Annotated in this window: 21 protein-coding genes; 11 read left to right on the top strand and 10 right to left on the bottom strand. The window is 69.2% G+C overall.

All coding sequences use genetic code 11. The annotated features are described in order from the left end of the window. Positions 1 to 47 precede the first annotated feature (47 nt). From FNH13_RS18515 to FNH13_RS18505, 3 genes are all read left to right on the top strand, one after another. Positions 48 to 776, top strand: a complete 729-nt coding sequence (locus tag FNH13_RS18515; protein ID WP_143784799.1) for an LppX_LprAFG lipoprotein — start codon at positions 48 to 50, stop codon at positions 774 to 776. A gap of 1 nt (position 777) precedes the next feature. Continuing rightward, positions 778 to 2,586, top strand: coding sequence for an MFS transporter (locus tag FNH13_RS18510; RefSeq protein WP_228266493.1), 1,809 nt, complete (start codon positions 778 to 780; stop codon positions 2,584 to 2,586). 95 nt (positions 2,587 to 2,681) lie between these two features. Continuing rightward, complete coding sequence (locus FNH13_RS18505) at positions 2,682 to 3,266, top strand: HhH-GPD-type base excision DNA repair protein (RefSeq protein WP_143784798.1); 585 nt, start codon at positions 2,682 to 2,684, stop codon at positions 3,264 to 3,266. An 81-nt stretch (positions 3,267 to 3,347) separates the two neighbouring features. Here the strand turns inward: FNH13_RS18505 and FNH13_RS18500 are convergent, their stop codons facing one another. The 3 genes from FNH13_RS18500 to FNH13_RS18490 all read right to left on the bottom strand — a co-directional run bounded on the left by FNH13_RS18500 (position 3,348) and on the right by FNH13_RS18490 (position 8,654). Beyond that, positions 3,348 to 6,833, bottom strand: a complete 3,486-nt coding sequence (locus FNH13_RS18500) for a cell wall-binding repeat-containing protein (RefSeq protein WP_165700183.1) — start codon at positions 6,831 to 6,833, stop codon at positions 3,348 to 3,350. Positions 6,834 to 7,036: 203 nt separating this feature from the next. After that, positions 7,037 to 7,825 carry an exodeoxyribonuclease III gene (locus FNH13_RS18495; protein WP_143784796.1) on the bottom strand — a complete coding sequence of 263 codons (789 nt, stop codon included), beginning with the start codon at positions 7,823 to 7,825 and terminating at the stop codon, positions 7,037 to 7,039. Between the two features lie 52 nt (positions 7,826 to 7,877). Then, positions 7,878 to 8,654 (bottom strand): SDR family NAD(P)-dependent oxidoreductase, encoded by a 777-nt coding sequence (locus FNH13_RS18490; RefSeq protein ID WP_143784795.1) that lies wholly within the window; start codon positions 8,652 to 8,654, stop codon positions 7,878 to 7,880. 46 nt (positions 8,655 to 8,700) lie between these two features. Between FNH13_RS18490 and pyrE the strand changes: the two genes are divergently transcribed. Next, the gene (gene pyrE / locus FNH13_RS18485; protein WP_143784794.1) at positions 8,701 to 9,246 is read left to right on the top strand and encodes an orotate phosphoribosyltransferase; all 546 of its coding nucleotides are present in this window, start codon (positions 8,701 to 8,703) and stop codon (positions 9,244 to 9,246) included. Positions 9,247 to 9,325: 79 nt separating this feature from the next. Here the strand turns inward: pyrE and FNH13_RS18480 are convergent, their stop codons facing one another. From FNH13_RS18480 to FNH13_RS18465, 3 genes are all read right to left on the bottom strand, one after another. Next, entirely contained in the window at positions 9,326 to 10,777 is a 1,452-nt protein-coding gene (locus FNH13_RS18480) for a sunset domain-containing protein (RefSeq protein ID WP_143784793.1), read from the bottom strand. Between the two features lie 332 nt (positions 10,778 to 11,109). Further along, positions 11,110 to 11,769, bottom strand: coding sequence for a response regulator (locus FNH13_RS18470; protein WP_143784792.1), 660 nt, complete (start codon positions 11,767 to 11,769; stop codon positions 11,110 to 11,112). Then, positions 11,766 to 12,575: a sensor histidine kinase gene (locus FNH13_RS18465; protein ID WP_165700182.1), complete on the bottom strand. Its 810-nt coding sequence runs from the start codon at positions 12,573 to 12,575 to the stop codon at positions 11,766 to 11,768. The genes FNH13_RS18470 and FNH13_RS18465 overlap by 4 nt, the downstream gene beginning before the upstream one ends. Positions 12,576 to 12,610: 35 nt before the next feature. Here FNH13_RS18465 and FNH13_RS19165 point away from each other — a divergent pair, with 35 nt between their 5' ends. Continuing rightward, positions 12,611 to 12,967, top strand: a complete 357-nt coding sequence (locus FNH13_RS19165; protein WP_165700181.1) for a hypothetical protein — start codon at positions 12,611 to 12,613, stop codon at positions 12,965 to 12,967. A gap of 158 nt (positions 12,968 to 13,125) precedes the next feature. Further along, the gene (locus FNH13_RS18460) at positions 13,126 to 13,830 is read left to right on the top strand and encodes a hypothetical protein (RefSeq protein ID WP_143784790.1); all 705 of its coding nucleotides are present in this window, start codon (positions 13,126 to 13,128) and stop codon (positions 13,828 to 13,830) included. Positions 13,831 to 13,859: 29 nt separating this feature from the next. Here FNH13_RS18460 and FNH13_RS18455 read toward each other — a convergent pair whose 3' ends face one another. Beyond that, positions 13,860 to 15,533, bottom strand: a complete 1,674-nt coding sequence (locus FNH13_RS18455) for a long-chain-fatty-acid--CoA ligase (RefSeq protein ID WP_143785236.1) — start codon at positions 15,531 to 15,533, stop codon at positions 13,860 to 13,862. Positions 15,534 to 15,842: 309 nt separating this feature from the next. Between FNH13_RS18455 and FNH13_RS18450 the strand changes: the two genes are divergently transcribed. Beyond that, positions 15,843 to 16,481: a DedA family protein gene (locus tag FNH13_RS18450; protein ID WP_143784789.1), complete on the top strand. Its 639-nt coding sequence runs from the start codon at positions 15,843 to 15,845 to the stop codon at positions 16,479 to 16,481. Between the two features lie 97 nt (positions 16,482 to 16,578). Continuing rightward, on the top strand, positions 16,579 to 17,256 hold the full coding sequence (locus FNH13_RS18445) for a TrmH family RNA methyltransferase (RefSeq protein ID WP_143784788.1): 678 nt from the start codon (positions 16,579 to 16,581) through the stop codon (positions 17,254 to 17,256). A gap of 11 nt (positions 17,257 to 17,267) precedes the next feature. Here FNH13_RS18445 and FNH13_RS18440 read toward each other — a convergent pair whose 3' ends face one another. Continuing rightward, positions 17,268 to 18,824 carry an acyl-CoA dehydrogenase family protein gene (locus tag FNH13_RS18440; protein ID WP_165700179.1) on the bottom strand — a complete coding sequence of 519 codons (1,557 nt, stop codon included), beginning with the start codon at positions 18,822 to 18,824 and terminating at the stop codon, positions 17,268 to 17,270. 278 nt (positions 18,825 to 19,102) lie between these two features. Here FNH13_RS18440 and fbaA point away from each other — a divergent pair, with 278 nt between their 5' ends. The 3 genes from fbaA to FNH13_RS18425 all read left to right on the top strand — a co-directional run bounded on the left by fbaA (position 19,103) and on the right by FNH13_RS18425 (position 21,842). Continuing rightward, positions 19,103 to 20,131 (top strand): class II fructose-bisphosphate aldolase, encoded by a 1,029-nt coding sequence (fbaA, locus tag FNH13_RS18435; protein WP_143784786.1) that lies wholly within the window; start codon positions 19,103 to 19,105, stop codon positions 20,129 to 20,131. 29 nt (positions 20,132 to 20,160) lie between these two features. Beyond that, on the top strand, positions 20,161 to 20,550 hold the full coding sequence (locus tag FNH13_RS18430) for a DUF3151 domain-containing protein (RefSeq protein ID WP_143785235.1): 390 nt from the start codon (positions 20,161 to 20,163) through the stop codon (positions 20,548 to 20,550). A gap of 278 nt (positions 20,551 to 20,828) precedes the next feature. Then, positions 20,829 to 21,842, top strand: a complete 1,014-nt coding sequence (locus tag FNH13_RS18425; protein WP_143784785.1) for a helix-turn-helix domain-containing protein — start codon at positions 20,829 to 20,831, stop codon at positions 21,840 to 21,842. Between the two features lie 117 nt (positions 21,843 to 21,959). Here FNH13_RS18425 and FNH13_RS18420 read toward each other — a convergent pair whose 3' ends face one another. Together FNH13_RS18420 and FNH13_RS18415 are read right to left on the bottom strand one after the other, a co-directional pair. Then, entirely contained in the window at positions 21,960 to 24,161 is a 2,202-nt protein-coding gene (locus FNH13_RS18420) for a hypothetical protein (protein WP_143784784.1), read from the bottom strand. Continuing rightward, positions 24,158 to 24,688 carry a SigE family RNA polymerase sigma factor gene (locus FNH13_RS18415; protein ID WP_143784783.1) on the bottom strand — a complete coding sequence of 177 codons (531 nt, stop codon included), beginning with the start codon at positions 24,686 to 24,688 and terminating at the stop codon, positions 24,158 to 24,160. Before FNH13_RS18415 ends, FNH13_RS18420 begins: the two co-directional genes overlap by 4 nt. Between the last annotated feature and the right edge of the window lie 59 nt (positions 24,689 to 24,747).

Here is a 24,747-nt window from a genome sequence, read left to right as displayed (position 1 = left end):
CGCGGCATACTGAGGCAGGACACACCGCGACCAGCACGGAGGGGACCATGAGGATCAACGGGCACACGAGGCGTGCGGGGCTGCCGCTGGCGCTGGTCGTCGCAACGGCACTGACCCTCACTGCGTGCAGCGACGGTGACGAACCGGACACGGACGCGGCCACCACGACCGAGCCCACGGCCAGCGACCGGCTCGAGCAGGCACACGCCACCCTCGTGGAGGCCGGCAGTGTCCGGCTGGTGCTCGAGGGCATCGACCTGCCGGACAGCGCGATCATCCTCAAGGCCAGCGGGAGCGGCACGATGGAGCCCGCGGCCTTTGACGGGACGATCACCGCGAAGGTCGCCGGGGTGCAGGCGGACGTGCCGACCATCGCGGTCGACGACACGCTCTACGTGAAACTGCCCTTCAGTCCCGGCTTCATCTCCACCACACCCGAGGACCTCAAGGTGCCCGACCCGGCGCGACTGTTCGACGTGGACGACGGCCTCGCGGGCCTGCTCACCCTCACCGAGGGTGCCGAGTTCGGCGAACAGACCCGGGTCGGAGCGGACGTCACCCAGCAGATCACCGGCACGCTGCCCGGCCAGTCGGTCGTGGACCTGCTGTATGTCGGCGACGCCGACCAGGACTTTGACGTCGCCTACGGGCTGATCGAGGACAGCTGGGAGGTGCGCACCGTCACGATCACAGGACCGTTCTATCCGCCGGACGATGCGACCTACGAGGTGACCATCGATCAGTACGGCGAGCCGGTCACCGTCACCGCTCCCTGACGTGGGAGCCACCCCCGCCGTGACCCAGCGGCACGATCCGTCGAGCCCTGCGGGGAAGTCCCGGGGTGCCCGGTCGCTGTTGACGGTCGCCTCCGTCGCGGTCGCCCTGGCAGCCGCCGACACCTATGTCGTGGTGCTGGCGCTGACCGACATGATGGCTGGCGCGGGGCTCGGGATCGAGTCGCTGCAGAAGGGCACCCCCATCATCTCGGGGTTCCTCCTGGGCTATATCGCGGTGCTGCCCCTCATCGGCCGGTTGGCAGACCTGATGTCCCGGCGCACGATCCTGCTGGCCTGCCTGGCCATCTTTGTCGTCGGCTCACTGGTGACCGGTATCGCCGTCGAGCTGCCGGTGATGATCGGCGGACGCTTCCTGCAGGGGTTGGGTGGTGGCGGGCTGGTGCCCGCGACCCTGGCGATCGTGGCCGACCTCTGGCCGCCGGGACGACGGGGTATGCCGCTGGGCATCGTCGGTGCCGTGCAGGAACTCGGCTCGGTCCTGGGTCCGCTGCTGGGTGCCGCGATCCTGCTGGTCAGTGACTGGCGGGGGATCTTCTGGGTCAACGCCGCACTCGGCCTGGTGTTCTTCGTCGCGGTGTGGCTGATCCGCCCCGACGGCCTGGATGGTCAGCTCGACGGGGGCACGGATGAGGCGACGGGCCACCAGATGGGCTCGGGTCGGCATACGGATGAAGATCGCCAGGTGAGGGCGGGGCGACCTGGCACGCGGAGCCGGGTGGTCACTGTCCTGGCGTGGCTCGTGGGCATCGTGGGCGTCGTGGCCGCATCCCTGGCGCTGATCGCTCCGGAGGCGCTGACCACGTCCGTCGCCTACGGCGAGCCCTTCGTGCCATTCGGCGAGTCGACCTCCCGGGTCTGGACCCCGATCGGCGCGCTGGCGATGGCTGCGCTGCTGCTGCTCCTGGTGCTGACCGCTTCCCGCTGGCTGCCCATGCTCCTGGCCGCTGATGTCCTGGGGGCGCTGCTGATCGCGATCGCGCTCGGCAGTCTCGTGCTCACCTTCTCCTCGGCCGATCCCGCCAAGGAGGTGCTCGGACCCTGGGGGTTGTGGCTGCTGCCGGTCGGTGCGCTGTCGGTCCTGGCCTTCGCGGTCCGGCAGCGCACGGCGGACAGCCCGCTGATCGCCCGTGGTGTCGTCCACGGCAAGGTGCTCCCGGCCCTGGTGGTCAGCCTGCTGGTCGGCACCGCGATCGTCGCCGTGGTCGTGGACGTGCCGTTGCTCGCCCGGCTCACGGAGGGGACCACCGAGACCGAGGCCGCCTTCGTGCTGATCCAGTTCCTCGTCGCGGTCCCGGTCGGTGCGGTGCTCGGTGGTTTCCTGCTCAGGCGGCTCGGGCCGGGGCTGGTCGCGGCCCCGGGGCTGGCGCTGACGGCGGCCGCGCTGTGGGGGATGTCTGGGTGGACCCGGGGTGCACTCGACGAGCCGGGGATGAGCACCACCCTGCTGGCGGTGGCGGGGTTTGGCATCGGCCTGGCGATCGCCCCGGTCAACGACGCGGCCCTCGCCGACTCCACGCACGAGACGCACGGGACCGTGAGCTCCCTGGTGGTCGTGGCCCGGATGGTCGGGATGGTCGTCGGACTGGCCCTGCTCACTGCCGTGGGACTGCGCCGCTTCCAGCAGGCGGTCAACGAGCTGGCCGACCCGACCGACTCCGACGCGCTGCTGGATGCGGCCGTGGTGCAGGTGCAGACGGTCTTTGGCGGCGCAGCGATCGCCACCCTCGCTGCGGCGCTGATTGCCGTCGCCCTCGGCTGGCACCGCGTCCGGCACACCACCCATTCTTAGGGTCCGGGACGGGCCTACCCATTTTTGGGAAGGTTTGGTTGGGCTGCGACGCATTCTTGGAGAGGTTTTGTACGGCTGGTGGCAGGATCGGAGCCATGATCCGTGAACTGCACCTGGTCGGTGAACCCGAGGCGGACCGACTGCTGTCCGAAAATCCCTTCGCTCTCCTGACGGGCATGCTGCTTGACCAGCAGATCCCCATGGAGGTGGCCTTTGCGGGGCCACGCAAGATCGAGGAACGGCTGGGCGCGTGTGACGCGGAGCAGATCGCAGCCATGGATCCGGACGAGTTCATCGCCGTGTGCGCCACACCACCGGCGGTCCATAGGTTCCCGAAGTCGATGGGGCAGCGTGTGCACGACCTCGCCACCGCCATCGTGCGTGACTACGGCGGTGACACCGGGTCGATCTGGGCGATCGGCCATCCTGATGGTGCGACGATCCTTACGCGGCTCAAGGCGCTGCCGGGTTTCGGGGATCAAAAGGCCCGCATCTTCCTGGCGCTGCTGGGCAAGCAGCGGGGTCTGTCCACCCCCGGCTGGCGGGAGGCTGCAGGTGATTACGGCTCGGAGGGTGTGCACATGTCGATCGCCGATGTGGTCGACGCAGAGAGCCTGGCGCGGGTGCGTGCCTACAAGAAGGAGAAGAAGGCCGCTGCCAAGGCCGCTGCTGGGCAGTAACGGTCGACGGGAGTCTGGACGCGAAGCGGCCCCCACCGGTGGTTCCGGTGGGGGCCGTTCGTGTGGGGGTTTACCGCCTCGTTAGTCGGTGGAGGTGGTGTCGAGCAGTGCCTGCAGGTCGGCCTCGACGTCGGTGTTCACCGCGACGGTGCCACCGAAGATCGTGATGCCCTGCGGGCTCAGGCGCAGGATCTCCTCAGAGATCGCTGCGGGCAGGTGGTCCTGGCGGGTCAGCAGCAGTGGTGCGCTCTGGGACCCGGTCAGGGACGAGCCGGACAGCGCGTCGGGGAAGTTGGTCCCCGAGGCGATGTACAGCATGTCCGCGTCAGCGCCGTAACCAGCCGTCAACGCCACTGCCGTCTCGTAACGGTTCGCGCCAGCGACCCGCTCGGTCGGTGCCAGCTCGTTGAGCTGGGCCAGCACGTCATCACTGACCGCGCCGGTGCCACCAATGACCACGATGTTGGCCACACCGAGCTCGGTGATGACCTCGGCGGTCGCCGCGGGCAGGCTACCCGAACGGGTCAGCACCACCGGGGAACCTTCCGAGCCCGCGAGCGAGGCCGCGGTCAACGCGTCGGCCAGGGCCAGACCGGAGTCCATGTCTCCCTGACCGGTGGCGACGTAGACCGTCTCCACCGACCCGTACTCGGCCGCGATCAACGCCGCGGTCTCGTACCGGTCAGCACCCGCGATACGGCGCACGTCCGCGGACTCACCCAGGGTCTCCTCAACCCCGGTCGAGACCGAGCCGGTGCCACCGATGATGATGATCTCAGCCGGGTCCAGCGCAGCCAGGGCGCCGGCCGTGGCCTGCGGGATCTGGTTGTTCTTCACCAGCAGGATCGGGGCCGGGTCACCCTCGGGAGTGACATCGGGGATGAACTCCAACGCGCCCTTGGCACCAGCAGCACCAGCAGCCAACGCGTCAGCACCATCAGCAGCCTCGGTCCCGTTCGCGATGTAGACGGTGTCCACACCCTCGGGGAACTCAGCAGCGATCTCGGCCGCCGTGGCATACCGGTTCTCACCACTGATGCGCTGCACCAGGGCAGGCTCGACCGGGGCATCGTCAGTGACGGTCAACGTCACCGGCACATTCACCACCGGGTTCACCGGGTCGTTGGACTCCACACACAGCGCAGCCGTGTACTCACCCTCGGCCAGACCCGCAGAGTCCAGACCCACCGTGACCTCCTGCGAACCACCCGGGGCAACCGTGCCCGCGACCGGGTCCACACTCAACCACGCCGCGTCAACAACCTCACACGCCGGAACCGGCGGCGGAGCATCAACAGCCTCGTAAGAAACCGTGTCAACGCCGATGAAGTTGGAGTTATTACCCAGCGGGCCACCCGCGGGCACCCAGTAGTGGAAACCGATCCGACCGGTGGTCGCCTCGTCCAGACCCTCGATGCTCACCGTGTACTCGGTCCACTCACCCGGGTATCCGGTGGCGGTCAGGTCGGGGTTCACCGACGCCAGGACGGTGTCGAAGTCACCCACACCGTCGTAGCCGGTGCCCACGTTGGTGGAAGCACCACTGGTCGACAGACGGACCTCCATCCGGTCGACAAAGTCGGCCGGATTGGCGACGGTCCGAGTCCAGAACGAGAACTCCGACCCGTTGACCAGGTCCAGCTCCGGGGTCATCAGCCAGTTGCTGATGTTGCCCGGGGACGCGCCAGCGTTGTTGTAGTTGGCACCGACATAAGCCTCTGGTGCGCCCTCATGGGAGGGGAACACCTCGGCGGCGTTGCCCTGGAACCACGTGGTTGCACCCACCGGCTCGCTGTTGTTCTTGATGGCCCAGCCATCAGCCGGCAGCGTGTTGACGTCGTCGAAGCCCTCCGTCAGCGAGGCCACAGCCTGGAGCTGCTCAGCCGCCTCCACGACCGCCGGAGCGCTCGGCCCACCGTCGGTCTCGGCGGACGCGTGCGAACGGTCCGCGCCCTGCGGCAGCGCCACGACAGGCGCACCGGAACCCTCGACCTCAGTAATGGTGAACTCGAGGTCTTCCGTGCCGGTGTTGCCGACCGTGAGGGTGTGCTCGGTGGTGGTGTCCGCCTCCTGGCTGTTCTCGATCGAGGACGGGTCCACCGTGATGGCCGGACCCGGCACCGGGGGCTCATCGCCGAAGATCAGCTGGTAGGCGTCGAGACGGCCCTCACCGAAGACGTTGTTCTTCTCTGCGGTGCCTCCGCACTGCAGGTCCTCGGAGTCGATGGCCGAGCCGTCGAGCAGTGCCCGGGTCGCGGCCACGTCGCCGGCGGCGGTCGAGTTCTCCGACCACAGCAGTGCGATCGCACCCGAGACGTGCGGGGCGGCCATGGAGGTGCCGCTGATGGTGCCGTACTGGCCACCGGGGAAGGACGAGCGCACGGCACTACCGGGGGCAGAGATGTTGGGCTTGACCTCGCCGTCCTGACCCGGCCCGCGCGAGGAGAAGCCGCTGATCGAGTGGAAGGAGTCGTAGCTGCCGACCGAGTAGGTCAAGATGCGGCTGCCCGGCGACCCGGAGGTCGCGCAGCCCGGGCCCTCGTTCCCGTTGGAGAAGACACTAAAGGTCCCGGCTGCGTGCCAGGACTCGATGATGTCCTCCATGAACGGGTCGTTCGAGGGGAGTTCGGAGCCCCAGGAGTTGTTGATGACGTGCGGACGCATGGTGGGGTCCGGGTCGGTGCCGTCGACCTTGGTCGGGGCGAGGAACCACTCACCAGCCGCGAACATCGAGGCGTCGGTCAGGTCCGTTGAAGCGGCCATCCACTGAGCTCCGGGAGCGACACCGATCTGGTTGCTGCCGCCGTCGTTGCCGACCATGGTGCCCATCGTGTGGGTGCCGTGACCGTCCCAGTCCCACGGAGCCGGCTCCTTGTCGGGGGTGCCGTCGAACCAGTTGTAGTCGTGGGTCACCGTGCCGCCGCTGGAACCGCGGTAGCTGTTGACCAGCGCCGGGTGGTCCCACTGGACGCCACTGTCCAGGTTGGCGACGACGATGCCCTCGCCCGTGACACCCTGGCTCCATGCGTCGTCGGCGTTGATGTCCCGCACGCCCCACTCGACCGCATTGAGGGCGTGCTCGCTCTCGGCAGGCTTGGTCTCGGGGGCCTCGTAGGCGAACGTGCCGTAGATGCCCTCGACTCCGGGTGCGCGTGCGATGTCCTGCACGACGTCTGCGTCGGCATCCTCGACGAGGATGGCGTTGGTGGCCCAGTAGGTCTCATAGCTCAGGCCGTGGCCGTCGAGCTCGGACCGCACGTCGGCCTGTGCGGCGTCGGCGGTGCTGGTCAACGCGTCGTAGACCGCAATGCCTCGCGCGTCCCAGTCCGCGATGTGCGCGAACTGGCTCATGTCCGGCCGTGCGTCAAAGTGGACCCAGAAGGTGGCTTCACCACTCTTGGTCAGTTCTGTGAGCACCGCTTCCTGGATCTGTGCCGGCTCGCTGGATGGTTGATCAGTGTCGGTTTCCTGTGCGGTGGCAGCGACGGCACTCAGGCCGGAGACCGCCAACGCTGCGCTGGCGACCGCGGCAAGAAGATGCCGGCCACCGTGAGCAGAACGCTTCATTGCGTAGAACCCCATATCCCTCTCGAATGGATTGACGCACCGCCCCCCACAGGGCAGCGCCAAACCAACCTAGGGGAGTGGACGAGAGATGTGTCGAAAGATGACCAAATCTTTAAGGTTCGTCCCAGCCAGGTGTGCTGCTGCCGGATCGGTCGCGGCGGGTTGCGGCTGCGGGGCCACGTGCTGTCCTGTCCCCGTGGCGATTAGGCGAGGTCGATGATGACCGGTGCGTGATCCGAAGCGCCCTTGCCCTTGCGTTCCTCACGGTCGATGAAGGCGCCCGTGACGCGAGCGGCCAGCGCGGGGGAGCCGAGCGCAAAGTCGATCCGCATGCCCTGGGCCTTGGGGAAGCGCAGCTGCGTGTAGTCCCAGTAGGTGTAGACGCCAGGACCGGGGGTGTGCGGGCGCACGACGTCGCTGAACCCGGCGTCCACCACCGCCCTGAACGCGGCCCGCTCTGGCTCCGACACGTGAGTCCTGTTCTCGTAGAACGCCATCGACCACACGTCCTCATCCTGCGGTGCGACATTCCAGTCACCCATCAGGACCACCTGCTCATCAGGAGACACGTCCAGCCGCGTCGCGGCATGGTCTCTGAGGCGGCTCAGCCAGTCCAGCTTGTAGGCCATGTGCGGGTCCTCGAGGGACCTGCCGTTGGGCACATAGACAGAGACCACCCGCACCCCGTCGCAGACTGCCGAAATGGCCCGTGCCTCGGCGTTGACCGGGTCACCCCATCCCGGCATCCCCTCAAAGCCGACCTCCACCTCGGAGATCCCGACCCGAGAGACGATGGCGACACCGTTCCACTGGTTGAGACCGACGTGGGCCACCTCATAACCGGCAGCTTCGAACGGCAGGTGCGGGAACTGGTCGTCGCGGCACTTGGTCTCCTGGATCGCCAGCACGTCGATGTCGTGACGCGCCAGGAAGGCCGTGACCCGGTCGAGGCGGGCACGGATGCTGTTGACGTTCCACGTGGCGATGCGCACCAGGCCACCCTAGTGAGCGGCACGTGGGTCCGGAGCCGGCGGGTGTGTGTGCTTAGCGTGACGTTCGGCGGCGCTGGGCGAGCAGCCCCGAGACCCGTCGCACGGCGGAGCGGGGGAGCACGCGGATCCCTGCGGTGACCAGCTTGTAGGTGGCGGACGGGACTGAGACGGCACGCCCGGCATCAAGGTCGCGCAGGGCGGTGGTGACCACCTGGTCGACCTCCAGCCAGAGCTGTTCGGGCAGCGCGGACATGTTCATCCGGGCGCGGTCGTGGAACTCGGTGTGCACGAACCCTGGGCAGACGGCGGTGACGTGCACACCGGTGCCCTGCAACTCGACCGCCAGGGCCTCGCTGAACACGGTCACCCAGGACTTGATCGCCGAGTAGCTGCCCATCACCGCAAACGACGCCACGGAGGAGACATTGAGTATGCCGCCGCGCCCGCGGGTGCGCATCGCACCAGCCGCGGCGTGGCTGAGCACCAGGACGGCCCGGACCATCACATCCAGGGCCCGCTCCTCCTCGGTGACGTCTCCGCGGGAGAAACTTCCCCGCAGACCGAAGCCGGCGTTGTTGACCAGCAGGTCGACGGGCCGCCCGGTGTCCCGGAGCCGGTCGGCGACCCGTTCCGTCTGGGCGCGGTCGGCCAGGTCAGCGACCAGGACCTCGGTCGTGACGGCATACTCCCGCCGCAGTCTCTCGGCGAGCTCCTCGAGCTGGTCGCGGTTGCGGGCCACGAGCACCAGGCCGTGTCCGCGCCGGGCGAGCTCCTCCGCGAAGGCGCGACCGAGACCAGCAGAAGCTCCCGTGACGAGTGCAGTTCCCATGGCGGCAAGACTAAGTGACCCGGCGACGCCGGTAGGCTGCGATGCCGTGACTGACTCGCGCGCCCGACTCCTCGACCTGATCCGCACCAAGGCCATCGTCCACGGCAGGGTCACCCTGAGCTCGGGGAAGGAGGCGGACTACTACGTCGACCTGCGTCGCATCACGCTCGATGGTGAGGCGGCACCCCTGGTGGGTCAGGTCATGAACGACCTGGTGAGCGATCTCGAGGTGGACGCCGTGGGGGGTCTGACGATGGGCGCGGACCCGGTGGCCACGGCCATGGTCCATGCGCGGGCGGCCCGAGGGGGGCGGCTGGATGCCTTCGTGGTCCGCAAGGCGGAGAAGGCGCACGGTCTGCAGCAGCGGATCGAGGGCCCGAGCATCGCAGGCCGACGCGTGCTGGTCGTGGAGGACACCTCGACCACGGGCGGGTCCCCGCTTGCCGCGGTCGAGGCCTGCCAGGAGGTGGGCGCCCAGGTGGTGGCCGTGGCCGTCATCGCCGACCGGTCCAGCGGGGCGGAGGAGAAGATCCGCGAGCGTGGTCTGGACTACCGGGCTGCCTACTCGATGAAGGATCTCGGACTGGCCTGACGGGTGAGGTGACCGCACCACGATGGCCCTGCCCCCAGCGAGTCTGGGGCAGGGCCATCGTGTGGGCTGAGGGGTGCGGTCAGCGTCGCTTGCGGTCCCAGTGGGCAAAGCCCGCGGCCTTGGCGGCCTCCTCGGTCTCGAACCACACCTCGGCCCGGGCCGCCTCGTAGGACGGTGACTCGGGCGTGTGGAAGAGCATCGACCCGGCGTTGCCCTTGATCGACCATCCCACCGGACCGGACCCGTCCTCTGCGGGCTCAGCCGAGCCGGAGCCGAACGGGCCCTGGCCATAGCTGCCGGCAGCTGCTCCCGCCTGGGCCTCGTCGTAGCCGTAATCATCGGCCGTGACGGGCTCCGCGGTCGCGGTCTCGTCTGCCGCGACGGGAGCGGCGTAGGTGGTGTCGTCCGCTGGGGCGGCGTAGGTGGTGTCGTCCGTGGGGGCGGCGTAGCTGGTGTCGGTGGTCGCCTGGCCGGCCTGAGTGTCGAAGTCTGCGGCGGTCTGCACCGGCTCCCCCTGATCCCAGCTCGCGTCAGCAGGTGGCTGAGTCGTCGGGGTTTCAGCTGTGGCGTCCTGAGCTGCCCAGGCGCCAGCGCCGGCGGCTACCTGGTCACCGGAGAGACCCGAGCCGTGATCGTCGGTGCCCTGGGTGTCACTCTCGGGCGTGTATGCCGTGTCCGTCTCGGAGGCGGCGTATCCAGAGTCCGTCTCGGGGGTGGCATATCCAGCCCCCTCCCCGTAGGTGGTGTCCGTCCCCGGGCCAGCGTCGTCAAGCATGTCTGCCTCGGTCGTTTCGCCCGTGGCGGTGTCTGTGTAGGCGGCACTCTGGGAGTAGTCCGTCACCGGGGCCTCGTAGGGCGCTTCGACCCCTGATGTGTCCTCCGGTGCGGTCTCGGCCGAACCGACCTCCCCGCTGCCGTACGCAGCGTCGGTCGAGGTGTCATCGGTGCTCTGGTAGCCGCCGTCCTGCTCGTAGACGGTCTCTTGTGCGGGCTCGGCATAGCCGGTCTGGTAGCCGCCGTCCTGCTCGTAGACGGTCTCTTGTGCGGGCTCGGCATAGCCGGTCTGGTAGCCGCCGTCCTGCTCGTAGACGGTGTCCTGTGCGGGCTCGGCATAGCCGGCGCCCTGCTCCGCATCCTGGTAAGCGCCTTCGGCGCCTCCCGCGGGCCCGTAGGCCGGGTCTGCGGTGGCCGGGTCGGCATACGGCTCGCCGGTGGCGGCGGCCGACTGATCAAACGGCGCCGGCTCCTGCCCGCTGGCCTGGTCGTAGCCACCCGACTGATCGTAGGCAGCCCCAGCCGCCGTGGCGGTCCCTGCCCCCGTGCCGTCGGCAGCCCCAGGACCCTGCGGATAGCCACCCTGGGCATAGTCGCCCGCCTGCGAGGGCGGGACCGCGTCAGCGTCCCTGCCTGGCAGCACTGATGTGTCCTGACCGGAAACCCCTTCGGAACCCCCTGGTCGACGCAGCAGCAGCCAGACCGCTGCGGCGATCACCACCAGCAGGAGTGCTAGCCATACCCATTTCCAAACCATGGTCACACCGTCCTCGTCATTCGAGGCCTGCGACGACCGGTGCCGCCGCTGTGGCCCGACACCCAGGCCGCGGCCGTGTGGGTGCACTGGTTCTCACCGTAGTGCGATTGTGCGTTCGTCTCCACGCGTGAGCGCCTGCGACACTTGCGGTTCGACTTGTGACCAAGGACCACACAGCGCCACCAGCGTCACCACCTCGTCCTGGTGGGCCGCCACGAGGGCGAGCGCCATCACCGCACCGCCGCTACTGGCAAACACCTCGACCGGACCGGAGCCCAGCGCCTGGATCAGGGCGTGGAGGTCCCCCGCCTGGACTTGAACTCATCGGCGTCCTACTCGCCCTCGCCCGCGCGCACCAACCCGGACTGATAGGCCAGCACCGCGATCTGCAGCCGGTCGCGCAGGCCCAGCTTGGTCAGCAGGCGCGAGACATAGGTCTTGACCGTCGCCTCGCTGAGGAAGAGCCGCGCGCCGATCTCGGCATTGGACAGGCCCCGCGCGACGAGCCGCGCCACCTCGACCTCGCGCTCGGTCAGCTCCGCCATCGCCTCGGGCGGTCCACCAGCCGGCGGCCGCGAGGTGAACTGCTCCAGCAGCCGGGAGATCAGCGCCGGAGCCAGCATCGACTCGCCGCGCGCCACCACCCGGACCGCGTGCACGAGGTCGTCCGGGGTGACGTCCTTGAGCAGGAAGCCGCACTCGCCGGCACGGACCGCCTGATAGACAAACTCGTCCTGGTCAAACGTGGTGAGCACCAGCACCCTGGGCACCGGCCCGACCAGCTGACCGATCCGCCGGGTCGCCTCCACGCCGTCCAGCCGCGGCATCCGGATGTCCATCAGCACGACGTCGGGGCGCAGCTCCCGCACCGCCTCGACCGCCTCCAGTCCGTCGCCGGCCTCGCCCAGCACGTCAAAGCCGGCCCGCTCCAGGATCAGCCGGAAGCCCATCCGCACCAGCTCTTGGTCGTCCACCACGAGGACGGAGGTCATGACCCCTCCAGCGGCAGCACCGCACGCACCGTGAACACGCCGCCGATCGTGTCCGTCTCGACCTGTCCGCCAAAGAGCGCCACCCGCTCCCGCATGCCGAGCAGTCCGTGCCCGGCCTCGTGGTCGGCCGAGCGCGGCGGCCCGGCGTCGCTGACCTCGATCTTCAGCGCCCCGGGCACGAAGGCCATCGCCACCTGCGCACAGGTCGCCTCGGAGTGGCGGCGCACGTTGGTCAGTGCTTCCTGGACGACCCTGTATGCCGTGAGGTCCAGCCCCGCGGGCAGCGACGGTCGCTCGCCGGTCACCTCGAGGTCGACCTGCAGCCCCGCATCGCGTGCGGAGGTGACGAGGTCTGGCAGCGCGGCGATCCCGGGCTGCGGGGCGAGGTCGTGGCCGAGGTCGGGATCGCGCAGCATCGTCACCACCCGGCGCATCTCGACCAGCGCCCCCGCGCCGGTGGCGCGGATGGTGGCGAGGGCGCGGCGGGCAAACTCGGGGTCCTCCTCCACGACCTGCTCGGCGGCGCCGGCCTGCACGACGATCACCCCGACGGAGTGGGCCACGATGTCGTGCAGCTCGCGGGCGATGCGGGCCCGCTCGTCGGAGATCGCCCGCAGCGCGGCCTCCCTCGAGGTGGCCTCGGCCAGGTGCGCCCGCACCGCCTCGGTGGCCGCGCGATTGGCCGCCACCCGCAGCCCGTGCCCGGTGAGCCAGACCAGGATGAGGCTGCTCCAGTGGAAGATGAGCTCGCTGGGATCGGCCAGGAGCGGCACATAGAGGTCGGCGAAGACGATGAAGGCGGCCACTGCCGCGGCCCCACCCAGCGGTAGGCCCCCTGGCCGTGTCGCCCGATCGTGAAGGTGAGCACGAGCAGCGGCACCAGCTGACCAAAGAAGAGCAGGTGCATGTGCTCGGCGCCGACCGCGGTGCCCAGCACGGGCCAGACCAGGACGCCGACCAGGGCCACCCACGGACGAGCCCGGCGCTGGCTGAGGAGGGCCGCAAACAGGACGACGCCGACCGTGCTGACGGCGTTCGACCCGCTGCCCTGGACCGACTCGAACGGCACCCAGATCTCGAGCAGGCCGACGGTGCCGATCAGGGCCGCGACACAGATGTCGACCACCCACTGACGCCTGCGCTGACGCTCCACGGACTCAACCTAGGGGCTCACGCACCGCCTCGTCATCATCCTTGAGTCGTCTCCCATCGTCCTCCGAGCGCGACCGGCTTCGTCCAGGAGCGACGTCAGGGGTGACGGGACGCCCCCGAAGGCCGATCCGGAGCGACCTGCGCCACTCCTAACGTCGATCCAGGCCGGCCACAAGGGTCGTCCCCAACGTCACTGGAGGCACCATGAAACCCGCCCAGCTCACCCGCACCGCCGTCGCCATCTCCCTGGTCGTGGGCGCCGCACTGATCGTCGTCAGCGTCCTGCTGATGCCCGACTTCTCCGGTGGACACCGCGAGCGACTGGAGGCCATCGCCGCAGCCCAGGCCACCTCCACGATCTCCTCGATGAGCTTCACCGTCTCGCAGCTCTTCCTGGCCGTGGGCCTGGTCGGGGTCGCCCACCTGGTGCGCTCTCGGGTGCCCGTGCTCGCCACGGTGGGCGCCGTGCTGGTGGTCCTGGGCGGATTCGGCCACGCGGTCTATGGCGGCGTGAACGTCGTGATGCTGGCGATGGCCGAGGACCTGGCCGCCCTCGACACCCACGCGGCCGTGCTCGCCCGCGGCGAGGAGGGCATCGGCATCCCGTTCATGGCAGCTGGCCTGCTCGGCACCGTGCTCGGCTTCATCGTGCTGGGCGTCGCCGTCTGGCGCGGAGGTCTGGGGCCGCGCTGGGTCGGGCCACTTCTCGCAGTGGGCCGGCTATGCCTCCGGTGCCCTCTATGCGGTGATCTTCGGGGCGCTGGCCCACGCGGTCTTGCAGTCCTCGATCAGCCACTGGCAGACGGCGGCCGAGGTTGCAGTGGGCACCCCACGCACGCCGGAGCGTGTGGCGGCCCCGTAACCGCGGACGGGCCGAGCGGACACCGCCGCGCGGTGCCGGCTCGGTGAACCCGACCCCACGGCATACGGACTCATCGTCAGTCGGCGAGGAGCTGGTCGCGGACCTTGCGGCGCAAGACCTTGCCGATCTGGGAGCGCGGCAGGTCCTCGACCACGATGATCCGCCGCGGGACCTTGTAGGCCGTCAGGGCGGACCGGGCGAACTCGCGGGCAGCCTCGGTGTCGAACTGCAGGGTGTCAGTCGTGACCGCGGCGACGACCTCCTCGCTGCCGTCCTCGCGAGGCAGACCGACGACGGCCGCGTCGGTCACGCCCGGGAAGGTCTTGAGCGTCGCCTCGACCTCCGACGGCATGACGTTGAAGCCGCCGGTGATGATGATCTCCTTGATCCGATCGACGATCGAGACGAAGCCGTCCTCGTCCACCTCGACGATGTCCCCCGTGCGCAGCCAGTCCCCCTCGAGCAGGGTCGCGGACGTGTCGTCGGGCTTGCCCCAGTAGCCGCGGAACACCTGGGGGCCGCGGATGAGCAGCTCGCCACGGTCGCCGGGCCCCAGGTCCTTGGTCGGGTGGTCCGGGTCCACGACCCGGATGTCGGTGTTGGGGAAGGGGACTCCGACCGCGCCGGCACGTCGGGCCAGTCCCATCGGATTGCCCAGGGCGACCGGTGAGGTCTCCGTTAGCCCGTAGCCCTCGACGAGGCTGCCACCGGTCGTGGACTCCCACAGCTCCAGTGTCTTCGCGGTGAGTGGCATGGCCCCGGAGATCGCGAAACGGATCGTGGACAGGTCGACCGACCGCTCCCGGGCTGCTTGCGCGAGCCGGTCGTAGATCGGTGGGACGGCAGGCAGGAAGGTGGGTGGGCTCTTCCTGGCGGCCGTGAGGACCAGGTCGACGTCGAACTTCGGAAAGAGGACGAGCCGGGCCCCGATGCTCATGGCGAACGTGAGACACAGCGTCAGTCCGTAGGCATGGAACATGGGCAGCACGGCATACACCACCTCGTCACCGTCGACGAGGCCGGGGACCCAGGCCCGACCCTGGGCTGCGTTGGCGCCGAGGTTGAGGTGCGTCAGCATGGCACCCTTGGGCACGCCGGTCGTCCCACTGGTGTATTGGATGACCGCCAGATCGTGGGCGACCGGGTGCGGATGGGCGGCGTCCAGCGAACCGTGGCTGAGCATCTCGGACCACGGTGTCGTCCCGGGGGCAGGGTGGGTCATGCTCTCGCGCGCTGCCCGGGCCTTGCGCACGGGCAGTCGCAGCGCGAGTCGTTTGGACAGGGGCATCGAGGACGTGATGTTGACGGCGATGACGTGCTCGACCGCCGGCAGCGCCTGGACCAGTGGCGCGACCTTGTCCCACACGATCGCCACGGTGGCCCCGTGGTCGTCGAACTGGTGGGCCAGCTCGGGCGCGGTGTAGAGCGGGTTGTGCTCGACGACCACAGCGCCGAGCCGCAGCACCGCATAGAACGCGACGATGTGCTCGGGACAGTTGGGCAGCACCAGGCCCACGCGGTCACCCGCGCGGACCCCGTTTCGGCGCAGGCCCTCGGCCGCGCGGTCAACCTGCCGTCCCAACTCGGCGTAGGTCACTTCGGCGCCAAAGAACTCGAGCGCCACCTTGTCGCCAAATTTGGCCACCGCTGCCTCGAGAAGGTCGACCAGGGAGCCGTCGGGCAGCTCGACCTCGGCCGCCACACCCTCGCCGTAGTGCCGGAGCCACGTGCGTTCCATCCCTGCTGACATGACCATCCGCCCTCTCCGAACCCTGTGACTCCAGCGGAGCCGTCCAGATCGAGTTTAGGCTTCAGGGAACCAACTCCAACGCTGACGGGTGGTCCTGACGGTGGTCCGGCTCATCCCACGCTGGGACACGGTCCGCATCGCCGCCCACCAACCTGGGCACGGAAAACACGCCTGTGGGAGTGATATTTCCCTCCCGCAGGCGCCGCAACCGTGCCCAGGCGCCCCGGGAGGGCCGGTTGCCGAGGTTTGTTTGCGAGAATGACCCGGCACAGTCACTGACGGGGGGAGCCCCTCGAGCGAGGAGCATGGATGAACGGCGAGGAGCTGACCGGAGTCGCCGGGTGGGCCGTCAACCTAATGGAGACACTCGGGGGCCCCGGCGCCGGACTCGCGATCGCCGCGGAGAACCTCTTCCCGCCGATCCCCAGCGAGGTGATCCTGCCGTTGGCCGGCTTCACCGCGAGCCGGGGTTCGTTCACCCTCGCCGAGGCGCTGATCTGGACCACTGCGGGCTCGGTGATCGGGGCGTTTGCGCTCTATGCGCTGGGCGTCGCGCTGGGGCGGGACCGGATGCGGGCGATCTGGGACAAGCTGCCGCTGGTCAAGATGAGCGACCTGGACAAGACCGAGGCGTGGTTCGAGCGCCATGGCAGGAAGGCCGTCTTCTTCGGCCGGATGATCCCGATCTTCCGCAGCCTGATCTCGATCCCGGCCGGCGTGGAGCGCATGCCGGTGCACATCTTTGGCCTGCTCACCCTGGCCGGCAGCGCGATCTGGAACACGATCTTTGTGCTGGCGGGCTACTACCTCGGGGAGAACTGGCACCTGGTCGAGCCGTATGCCGACACGTTCCAGAAGATCGTCATCGTCGTGGTTCTCGCCCTGGTCGTCTGGTGGGTGGTGCGTCGGGTGCTGGAGAACAACCGGGCTCGCAGCGCCGGTGTCTGACGCGAGAGGCGTGCCTGACGCGGGAGGGGTGTCTGACGCGGGAGGGGTGTCTGAGTCGCCACGTGACTCAGACACCCGTGTGCCTGACCTGGGAAGGATGGCTGAGTCGCCACGTGACTCAGACACCCGTGTGCCTGAGGTGGGCGTCGGGCCTTGGGACGGAGCATGGCCGACCGGGTCGGACGGCAGTCTCCCCCCACGCCTGGATCCTGAGCTGCTCCGCGAGGGGGACCGTCGCAATGTCGTCGACGGCTACCGCTACTGGCGGCACGAGGCCATCGTGGCCGACCTGGACACCCGGCGGCACGGGTTCCACGTGGCCGTCGAGAACTGGGGTCACGACTTCAACATCGGCTCGGTGATCCGCACCGCCAACGCGTTCAATGCTGCCGCCTTCCACATCGTCGGCAAGCGACGCTGGAACAGGCGCGGGGCCATGGTCACCGACCGCTATCAGCACGAGCACCACCACCCCGACGTGCAGCACCTGCTCGACTGGGCTGCCGCGCAGGATGAGGGTCGCGGCATCCCGGTGATCGGGCTGGACAACGTGGCGGGGGCGGTGCCGCTGGAGAGCTACCAGCTGCCGCAGCAGTGCGTGCTCCTCTTCGGCCAGGAAGGGCCCGGGCTCAGCGCCGAGGCGGTCGCCGGCTGCGAGGCGCTCCTGGAGATCACCCAGCACGGCTCGACCCGCTCGATCAATGCCGGCGCGGCCGCCGCGATCGTGATGTATCACTGGGCGTTGCAGCACGATGCGGGCGCTCCTTCAGTCTGACCAAACGCGTATTAGGAGGCACGCCCAGGCGGCGTGCCGGCGCCGGTGAGGTGACGCCACGCACCGGGCAGGATGGGGTCGGTGCTCATGTCCGGCGTGAGCGACCCCCGCAGTCGTGACGTCCACGTCTCGATGTCCTCGCGCAGGGTGGCTACGGCTACCGAGATGTGGTCACCGCCGAACCCGCGGCTGCCCATGTCCAGGACTGCACTAAGGGTGAAGACCCGGCTGGCGATCGCGCCGATCTCGACCAGCCGACGCTGCGCCGGCTGCTCGTCGACGTCGATCTCCAGCTGTGTGCCGGCGAGGTCGGCGCCGGCCGCCGTCGTCGCGTCCCGGGACAGCAGCTCGCGCAGGTTGGAGCTGCCGACCCGACGCACCTGGTCGGCGATCTTGGCGCCCATCTGGGCATACAGGACGTCGTTGGAGCCCTCGAAGATCTGGAACGGGCGCGAGTCGACGACAGCCCGACCGGCGATGTGGTCGAGGGCGTATCCCTTGGCGCCGACCAGCTGCAGCAGCGACTGCGCCGACTCCTGGAGGTAGTCCGAGGCCACCGTCTTGATCGAGCTGGCGGCCTGCCCCTCCCGGGAAAGGTCGGTCGACAGTCCGGCGTTCTCCGAGCTCCACAGGCTGAGGGCACTGGCACACACCCACTGGCCCTGGAGCCGGGCGATGCGGGCCCGCACCTGGTCGTAGTCCAGCAGCCTCCGGCCCGAGACGACCCGCTCGGTGCAGTGCTCGACGGCCTCGTCGACCATCCGGTGGATGAAGCCGACCGCGTTGCCGGCGAAGCTGGAACGCGACCGGTGCAGCAGGTCCATCATCAGCCGCAGGCCGCCCCTGTCGCCCTGGAGGCGGTGGGAGAGGGGCACCCGCACGTCGACATGGTTCCGGCCGTACGGGATCCCGTAGAGCCCGAGGGACGGGTACTTCTCCACCAGTTTGATCTGCTGGTCCGGGTCGTTCTGCTCGCAGACGAACAGGTCGATGCCGTTGCCCAGGTCGCCGTCCTTCTTGCCGGGGCGGGCCATGACCAGCCAGTAGTCGGCCCAGCCGGACAGCCCGGCCCAGTGTTTGGTCCCCACGACCCGGTAGTGATCATCCTCGCGCTGCCAGGCGGTCCTCATCGACAGCACGTCCGTGCCGTGGCCGGGCTCGGTGATCATCAGGCCGCCCAGGCTCCCGCCGTTGACCAGGCGCGGCAGGATGCGTCGCGCGACCTCGGTGTCGGCATACTTCGCGATGGGCTGGGCGAAGAGTCCTCCGCTGATGCCCATGGTCAGGCCGAGCGCGAGCGAGTGGTAGGCCGCGGTCTCCATCACCTCCTGGCTGGGTGCCAGGCTGTCACCGAACCCGCCGAAACGAGTCGGCAGGAATGCCCTCATCGGCTCCGCCTCGAGCACGTCACGCAGGACGAACGGCGGCAGACCCCGCTCCTGCCCGATCACGTCGAGGTCGGCCCGGTGACCGAAGGTGTGCGCCAAGGTCGCGCGGAAGTGCTCGACCAGCCGGTCCGCGTCGCCGACCTCCTTGACTGCGTCGTGTCCCGTGATTTCCGGGCGCATGTCCGTTCTCCGCGCCATGGACGTGTCCGTCCCGCGGCGTTGCACTTGCACGACCATGTGTGCCTCTCTCCTGTCATCGTTGGGGTTCTTAGGCGGACCTTACCTACGGTTACGTTACCGTAAGTTGTTGGGACGCACAGTGGGGAGCACAGGACCCGCAGAGACAGGGGAGCGGCGTACAGCGAGGCAAGGGGCAAGTCAGACCGGGCTACACGGCATACGACGCCTGTGGAAGCATGGGGACAAGTTGACCCACCGCAGCGTCCCAGGAGGACCCCATGCCCATCGCGACCCCTGAGGTTTACGCCGACATGATCGACCGGGCTCAGGCTGAGAACTTCGCCTACCCGGCCATCAACGTCACTTCGAGCCAGACCCTCAACGCCGCCATCAAGGGCTTCGCCGACGCGGGCAGTGACGGCATCATCCAGGTCTCGACCGGTGGCGCGGAATACTTCTCCGGGCAGGCCGTGAAGGACATGGTGACCGGGTCGCTGGCGTTCAGCGCCTTCGCCCACGAGGTCGCCAAGAAGTATGACGTGAACATCGCCCTGCACACCGACCACTGCCCCAAGGACAAGCTGGACGGCTTCGTGCGCCCGCTCATCGCGGCCTCGCTCGAGCGGGTCAAGGGCGGCGGGCTGCCCTACTTCCAGTCGCACATGTGGGACGGCTCCGCCACGCCCCTGGACGAGAACCTGCAGATCGCTCGGGAGTTGTTCGACCTGTGCCAGCAGGCGCGCATCATCCTCGAGGTCGAGATCGGCGTCGTCGGTGGCGAAGAGGACGGCGTCGCCAACGAGATCAACGACAAGCTCTACACCACCCCCGAGGACGCGATCGCCACGATGAAGGCGCTCGGCCCTCGCGAGGAGGGGCGCTACCTGACCGCCCTGACCTTCGGCAACGTGCACGGCGTCTACAAGCCGGGCAATGTCAAGCTGCGCCCGGAGATCCTCAAGGCCGCCCAGGCGGCCGCGGCCAAGGAACTGGGCCTGGAGGAGGGGGCGCTGCCGTTCGACCTGGTCTTCCACGGTGGGTCGGGCTCCAGCACGCAGGAGATCTCCGACGCCGTCGAATACGGCGTCGTGAAGATGAACGTCGACACCGACACGCAGTACGCCTTCACCCGCCCGGTCGCGGGCTTCATGATGCAGAACTATGACGGCGTGCTCAAGATCGACGGTGAGGTCGGCAACAAGAAGATGTATGACCCGCGCACCTGGGGCAAGGAGGCGGAGGCCAGCATGACGGCGCGCGTCGTCGAGGCCTGTGAGAACCTGCGCTCGGCAGGGACCAGCAAGTGACGCTGGGGAGCGGTCCGGGCGCCAACCTGATGGGCATCCCGGAGACACTGCTGCCGGAGGACGGAGCTGCGGCGCGGCTCGAGCAGGGAGTCGACCCGCGCGAGGTGGCTGCGACCCAGCCGACCTCCAGCCTGGCCTGGGCCAAACTGGCCGAGCACGCACTCTCTGAGGGCGACGACCTGGAGGCCTATGCCTTTGCGCGCACCGGCTATCACCGTGGCCTGGACTCGCTGCGGCGGTCCGGCTGGAAGGGCCAGGGGCCGATCCCGTGGAGTCACCAGCCCAACCGAGGTTTCCTGCGCGCGCTCGCCGTCCTGGCGAAGGCCGCCGGCCGGATCGGCGAGAGCGACGAGGAGCGTCGGTGCGCGGACTTCCTGCGCGACTCCTCAGCCGAGGCAGCCCGCGAGCTCGGCCTCTGACCCATTTTGGTAGTGGTTTCGCCGGTCCACCCCGAAATTTGGTAGTGGTTTCGCTGGCGGGCCATCCCGAAATTTGGTAGAGGTTTCGTCGGTCACTTCTCCGAACAGCGGGCATGGAGGCGGCCGGTGGCCCCGTCCGAAGACGGCGGCCCCGGCCGCATCCCCCCTGTGGAGTCGAGCCTCGCGTCCCCGTGCGGTGTGGCTCAACGGGTTAGATCCTGCCCCACAGAATCCTCAAATTCTGGCATAAGCCTGCCAGTGGCCTTAACCTGCCATGCATGAAGTCTCAACCTTCAGCGGCAGAACTCGACTCTGAGACCCAGGCGCTGTACCGACATATCCTGCGTCGCGCACCGGCCACCATCGAGGAGCATGCCGCCGAACTGGGCTGGACCCGGACCAAGGCTTCCAGCCGGTTGGCAGAACTTGAGGCGTTGCGGCTGATCCACCTCAACGAGGGCGCGTTGATCAGCGCGGACGATCCGCGGCAGACGCTGGGCAGGCTCCTGGACGAGGAGGAGAGCGAGCTCACCGAGCGCCGTCAGGGGCTGCTCGACGTGCGCATGGCGCTCGAGAGCTATGAGGAGGACTTCCGTCAGGGGCTCCAGCAGGTGGGCCCACCCGTCTCGCCGTGGGAGCGCGTGCCCTCCTCCGAGGTGCCAGCGGTGATCGAGCGGTTGGTCCGCACCTCCGACGGCCCCTTGCTGCAGGTGACCTCGACCCTGGCTCGGGGGCCTGGTCACCTGGAGTCCGTCAAACGCCTCAGGGCTGAGGTCATGGCCATCGGGCGGGAGCAGCAGTCGGTCTTTCCGCTGTCGGTGTTGGCGGACCTGCACTGGCGGGAGCTGGCCGAGGCACGATCTGCTGCGGGGGAGCGGCAGCGCTATCTGGAGCATGTGCCGCTCGACTTCATCGTCTTCGGTGACAGCGGGGTGCTGCTGTCCGACGAGGAGGAGACAGGCGTCCGCGCCCCGGACATGCTGCTGGTGCGGGCGCCCAACATGCAGCGGATGTTTCTCGCCCTGTTTGCCGAGCTCTGGCGCCGAGCCGATCCTGTCCATGACGGAGGCGCCGCAGCGGCAGACGTGCGGGTGCTGGAGCTGCTGGGTCTCGGGTTCAAGGACGAGGCCATCGCCCGTCATGTTGGGCTCGGCGTGCGCACCGTGCGGCGGCGCATCTCGACCCTCATGGACGAGCACGGTGTCGACACGCGGTTCCAGCTCGGGGTGGCGGCCTGCCGACGCGGACTGTTGGACGAGGACGACGCCCGCTGCGGTGAGGTGCGCCGCTGATGTGTCCCGCTTCACCCCGGCGGGCTGAGTGTGCAAAAGCTGCGCTGCAGCGCGCGACACGCCGCAACGACGAATGCGCAGTGCGCGACACGCAGAGGAGAGCTGAGCGTCGCGACGTTAGAACGTGGCCCCTGGAACCAGCGCCGGGTCGGCCCAGCCGTCCAGGATCACGTAGTCGCCGAAGTGGTGCAGGAACACCCCGTGCGCTAGCAGCTGCCGCCACAGCTCGGCCTCCACGGCCGCAACGCCGGTGCATCCTGACGCCGACGCTTCCCCGGGCGGCGACACCTCGGGCAGCACGGCGATCAGCTGCCAGTCGGTGTCCTCCGGACCGACGTGGGAGAGCCAGGCGGGACCGCTCAGCTGCTCGTCGCATCCGACGCCGATGCTCACCGCGCCGTCCTCCAGCGAGAAACTCGCGGTGTGCCCCGGCTGGATGTCGCGCACATCGGACACCCCGACGTCCTGCGCGGCAACCTCGCCCGGCACCTCGAACAGCACAGCCCCCAGATCCTCGACCGTGACCGGAGCCGTCGGTCCACCCCGGGCGTCCTCGACCCCGGCGGCGACCAGCGCCATGCCGACCGGCTCCAGCTGGGTGCCGTCACCGCCCCCGGCGATCACCAGGATCTCGCCGTCGGTGCTCATCCGGGGCTCGCTCGTGAGGATCTGCACCCATTCGTCGGTGTAGACCGGCACAGGACAGTCGATGCCCGGGTCCGGGTCGTCGACCGACTGCGGCTCCCCGGTCGCCACGAAGACCCCGGCGCGCAGCTCCCCAGGAACGGTCACGTCGACCGAGCACTCCCGGACATGCACCGAGGACCCGTCGAAGTCGAGCCCGTAGCCGGGACCGCCCGGGAGCGTCGGCCCGGGGTCGTCGTGCTCGACCTGGAACCAGCGTCGCCCCTCCGCCTGCTCGGCGGTCAGCGCGGTCAGCTCGCCGGTGGGCGCCCACTCACCCTCCGACATCAGCACCACCGTGGGGGTGCCGACAACCAGGGGTATGCCGTCAGGCGGGGTGGGCTCCTCGCTGCCGGGGCTGTCGGCGGTCGGGTCCGCGGACTCCTCGTCCGGCCCCTCGCTCGTGGGTGCCGCATCGTCGACGGCCGGGGCAGTCTGGTCCAGCAGCGACTCCGGGATAGTGCCGGTGATGACCATCGTGCCGTCGGTGAAGTCGACGGTCGGTCCGCTGCGCAGCACCGCCACGACAGCAGGGGATGGCTCGACGGGCGGCAGGGGCGCGTCACTGTCTGCGGCGCAGGCCGAGAACAGCGTCGGCTCGCCCGTGAGCAGGATGCCGTCGGAGCGCAGGGAGGCCTCCATCTCCACGGGGCAGGTGCCGGGGTATCCAATCGCCTCGACGTCGTCGCCCTGCTCCAGGGCCCCGGTGAGTCCAGGCTGCGTGTCGAGGTTGATTTCACGGATGTCGTCAAGGGTGGTGCCGTCGCCACCACCGGAGGTGAGCAGTACGAAGTCCGTGCCCAGCATGATCGGCGTGAGGCCGCCCTCGGAGGAGGCATCAGCCCAGGTGAAGCCGGTCTCGTCGACCGGCCCGAGGGTCAGCGACACGTGGACCCGGGGCTCCTCGGTCGTGCCGTCAAGGCCGGTGACGAGGAGCGTTTCACCGTCGAGGCTGAGCAGAGGCTCCTCGTTGAGGGCCGGCCCCCACTGGACGAGGGGCTGCTCTTGCGAGCACTCGCCCACATCGTCAGCGCCTTCCCACGGGCCGACGGTCTGCAGACGCGACTCGGGCGTGAGCGCGACGGTGCGCCGCTGGACAGAGCAGCCCCCGAGGGTGGCGATGAACCGATCTCCCTCGAAGACGAAGACCTCGCCGTCGGGACCGTTCCAGGTGCCCTGGAGGTCCTCCAACGTCGCGGGGGTCGAGGTGCCAGTCAGCTCGGACAGCCGCTCGGACTCACCGTGTGGCGCGTCGGAGGCGCGCGGCTCGCTGACGCCGGGATCGAGGTCCGCACGCGTGAACCGCGCGAAGAAGGGCTCACCACGGGCGCCGTCATCCACCTCGACCGTCGGACCGGGGCCCGTGTCGGACGTCCCGTCGGCGGGCGGCGGTGGTCCGGCCTCGCCACCGGCGAAGCCCTGCGCCCAGACGATCCCCAGGATGCTCGCCGCGGCAGCGGCGGCACCCAGGCCGCCGATCCAGGCACGCCCGCGGTTGCGCTGACGGCGCCCGGCCGACCAGAGCTGCTCGGCGCTCAGGTGCTCGCCAGGGCGGGCGCCCCGAGCGCCGGACCCCTGGGAGCCGTCATCGTCCAGCCCCAGGTCCAGCAGGTCACGGATCTCGTCATCGCTCATGGTGTCTCCTCCGATCCCACGAGGGCCTCGGCCGCCTCCGGGAGCAGCTCCCGCAGGCGCCTCAGCGCGGCGTGCGCCTGGCTCTTGACCGTGCCATTGCTGACCCCGAGGGTCTGCGCGATCTGGGTCTCGGACAGGTCGTCGTAATAGCGCAGGACCAGCACCGCCCGCTGCTTGTCGGTGAGCTCGGCCAGGGCCCGTCGCACGTCCAGCCCGGTCACGACCCGGCCGGGGTCCGGCGGCTCCGACCCACCCAGCGGTCGGGCGCCCTCGGCGACCTCACCGACCAGGACCTCTCGGCCGGTGCGGCGCCACCGGGAGACGTTGTCGTGGAACATGATCCGGCGCACGTAGGCGTCGGGACTCCCGTCGCTCACGCGCTCCCACCGCGCCGCCAGCTTGATCAGCGCGTCCTGCAGGAGGTCCTGGGCCGTGTGCGAGTCACCGGTGATCAACGTCGCCGAGCGCAGCAACGCGCTGCGCCGGGCGTTGACATAGGCGACAAAGGCCGCACCGGGATCGCTCATGACCACCTCCTACCCCTCCAACGCTGTCAGGACCCGCAATGGTTGGCGCCTGTCGGCAT

This window comes from Ornithinimicrobium ciconiae (assembly GCF_007197575.1).
Lineage (GTDB): Bacteria > Actinomycetota > Actinomycetes > Actinomycetales > Dermatophilaceae > Ornithinicoccus > Ornithinicoccus ciconiae.
The sequence above is the reverse complement of the archived record's forward strand: the minus strand, read 5'-3'. Positions and strand labels throughout refer to the sequence as shown.

Coding starts and splice junctions, on each gene's coding strand:
- FNH13_RS18515 (WP_143784799.1), top strand. CDS start 48: ATGAGGATCAACGGGCACACGAGGCGTGCGGGGCTGCCGCTGGCGCTG.
- FNH13_RS18505 (WP_143784798.1), top strand. CDS start 2,682: ATGATCCGTGAACTGCACCTGGTCGGTGAACCCGAGGCGGACCGACTG.
- FNH13_RS18500 (WP_165700183.1), bottom strand. CDS start 6,833: ATGAAGCGTTCTGCTCACGGTGGCCGGCATCTTCTTGCCGCGGTCGCC.
- FNH13_RS18490 (WP_143784795.1), bottom strand. CDS start 8,654: ATGGGAACTGCACTCGTCACGGGAGCTTCTGCTGGTCTCGGTCGCGCC.
- FNH13_RS18480 (WP_143784793.1), bottom strand. CDS start 10,777: ATGGTTTGGAAATGGGTATGGCTAGCACTCCTGCTGGTGGTGATCGCC.
- FNH13_RS18470 (WP_143784792.1), bottom strand. CDS start 11,769: ATGACCTCCGTCCTCGTGGTGGACGACCAAGAGCTGGTGCGGATGGGC.
- FNH13_RS18460 (WP_143784790.1), top strand. CDS start 13,126: ATGAAACCCGCCCAGCTCACCCGCACCGCCGTCGCCATCTCCCTGGTC.
- FNH13_RS18455 (WP_143785236.1), bottom strand. CDS start 15,533: ATGTCAGCAGGGATGGAACGCACGTGGCTCCGGCACTACGGCGAGGGT.
- FNH13_RS18450 (WP_143784789.1), top strand. CDS start 15,843: ATGAACGGCGAGGAGCTGACCGGAGTCGCCGGGTGGGCCGTCAACCTA.
- FNH13_RS18445 (WP_143784788.1), top strand. CDS start 16,579: ATGGCTGAGTCGCCACGTGACTCAGACACCCGTGTGCCTGAGGTGGGC.
- FNH13_RS18440 (WP_165700179.1), bottom strand. CDS start 18,824: ATGCGCCCGGAAATCACGGGACACGACGCAGTCAAGGAGGTCGGCGAC.
- fbaA (WP_143784786.1), top strand. CDS start 19,103: ATGCCCATCGCGACCCCTGAGGTTTACGCCGACATGATCGACCGGGCT.
- FNH13_RS18430 (WP_143785235.1), top strand. CDS start 20,161: ATGGGCATCCCGGAGACACTGCTGCCGGAGGACGGAGCTGCGGCGCGG.
- FNH13_RS18425 (WP_143784785.1), top strand. CDS start 20,829: ATGAAGTCTCAACCTTCAGCGGCAGAACTCGACTCTGAGACCCAGGCG.
- FNH13_RS18420 (WP_143784784.1), bottom strand. CDS start 24,161: ATGAGCGATGACGAGATCCGTGACCTGCTGGACCTGGGGCTGGACGAT.
- FNH13_RS18415 (WP_143784783.1), bottom strand. CDS start 24,688: ATGAGCGATCCCGGTGCGGCCTTTGTCGCCTATGTCAACGCCCGGCGC.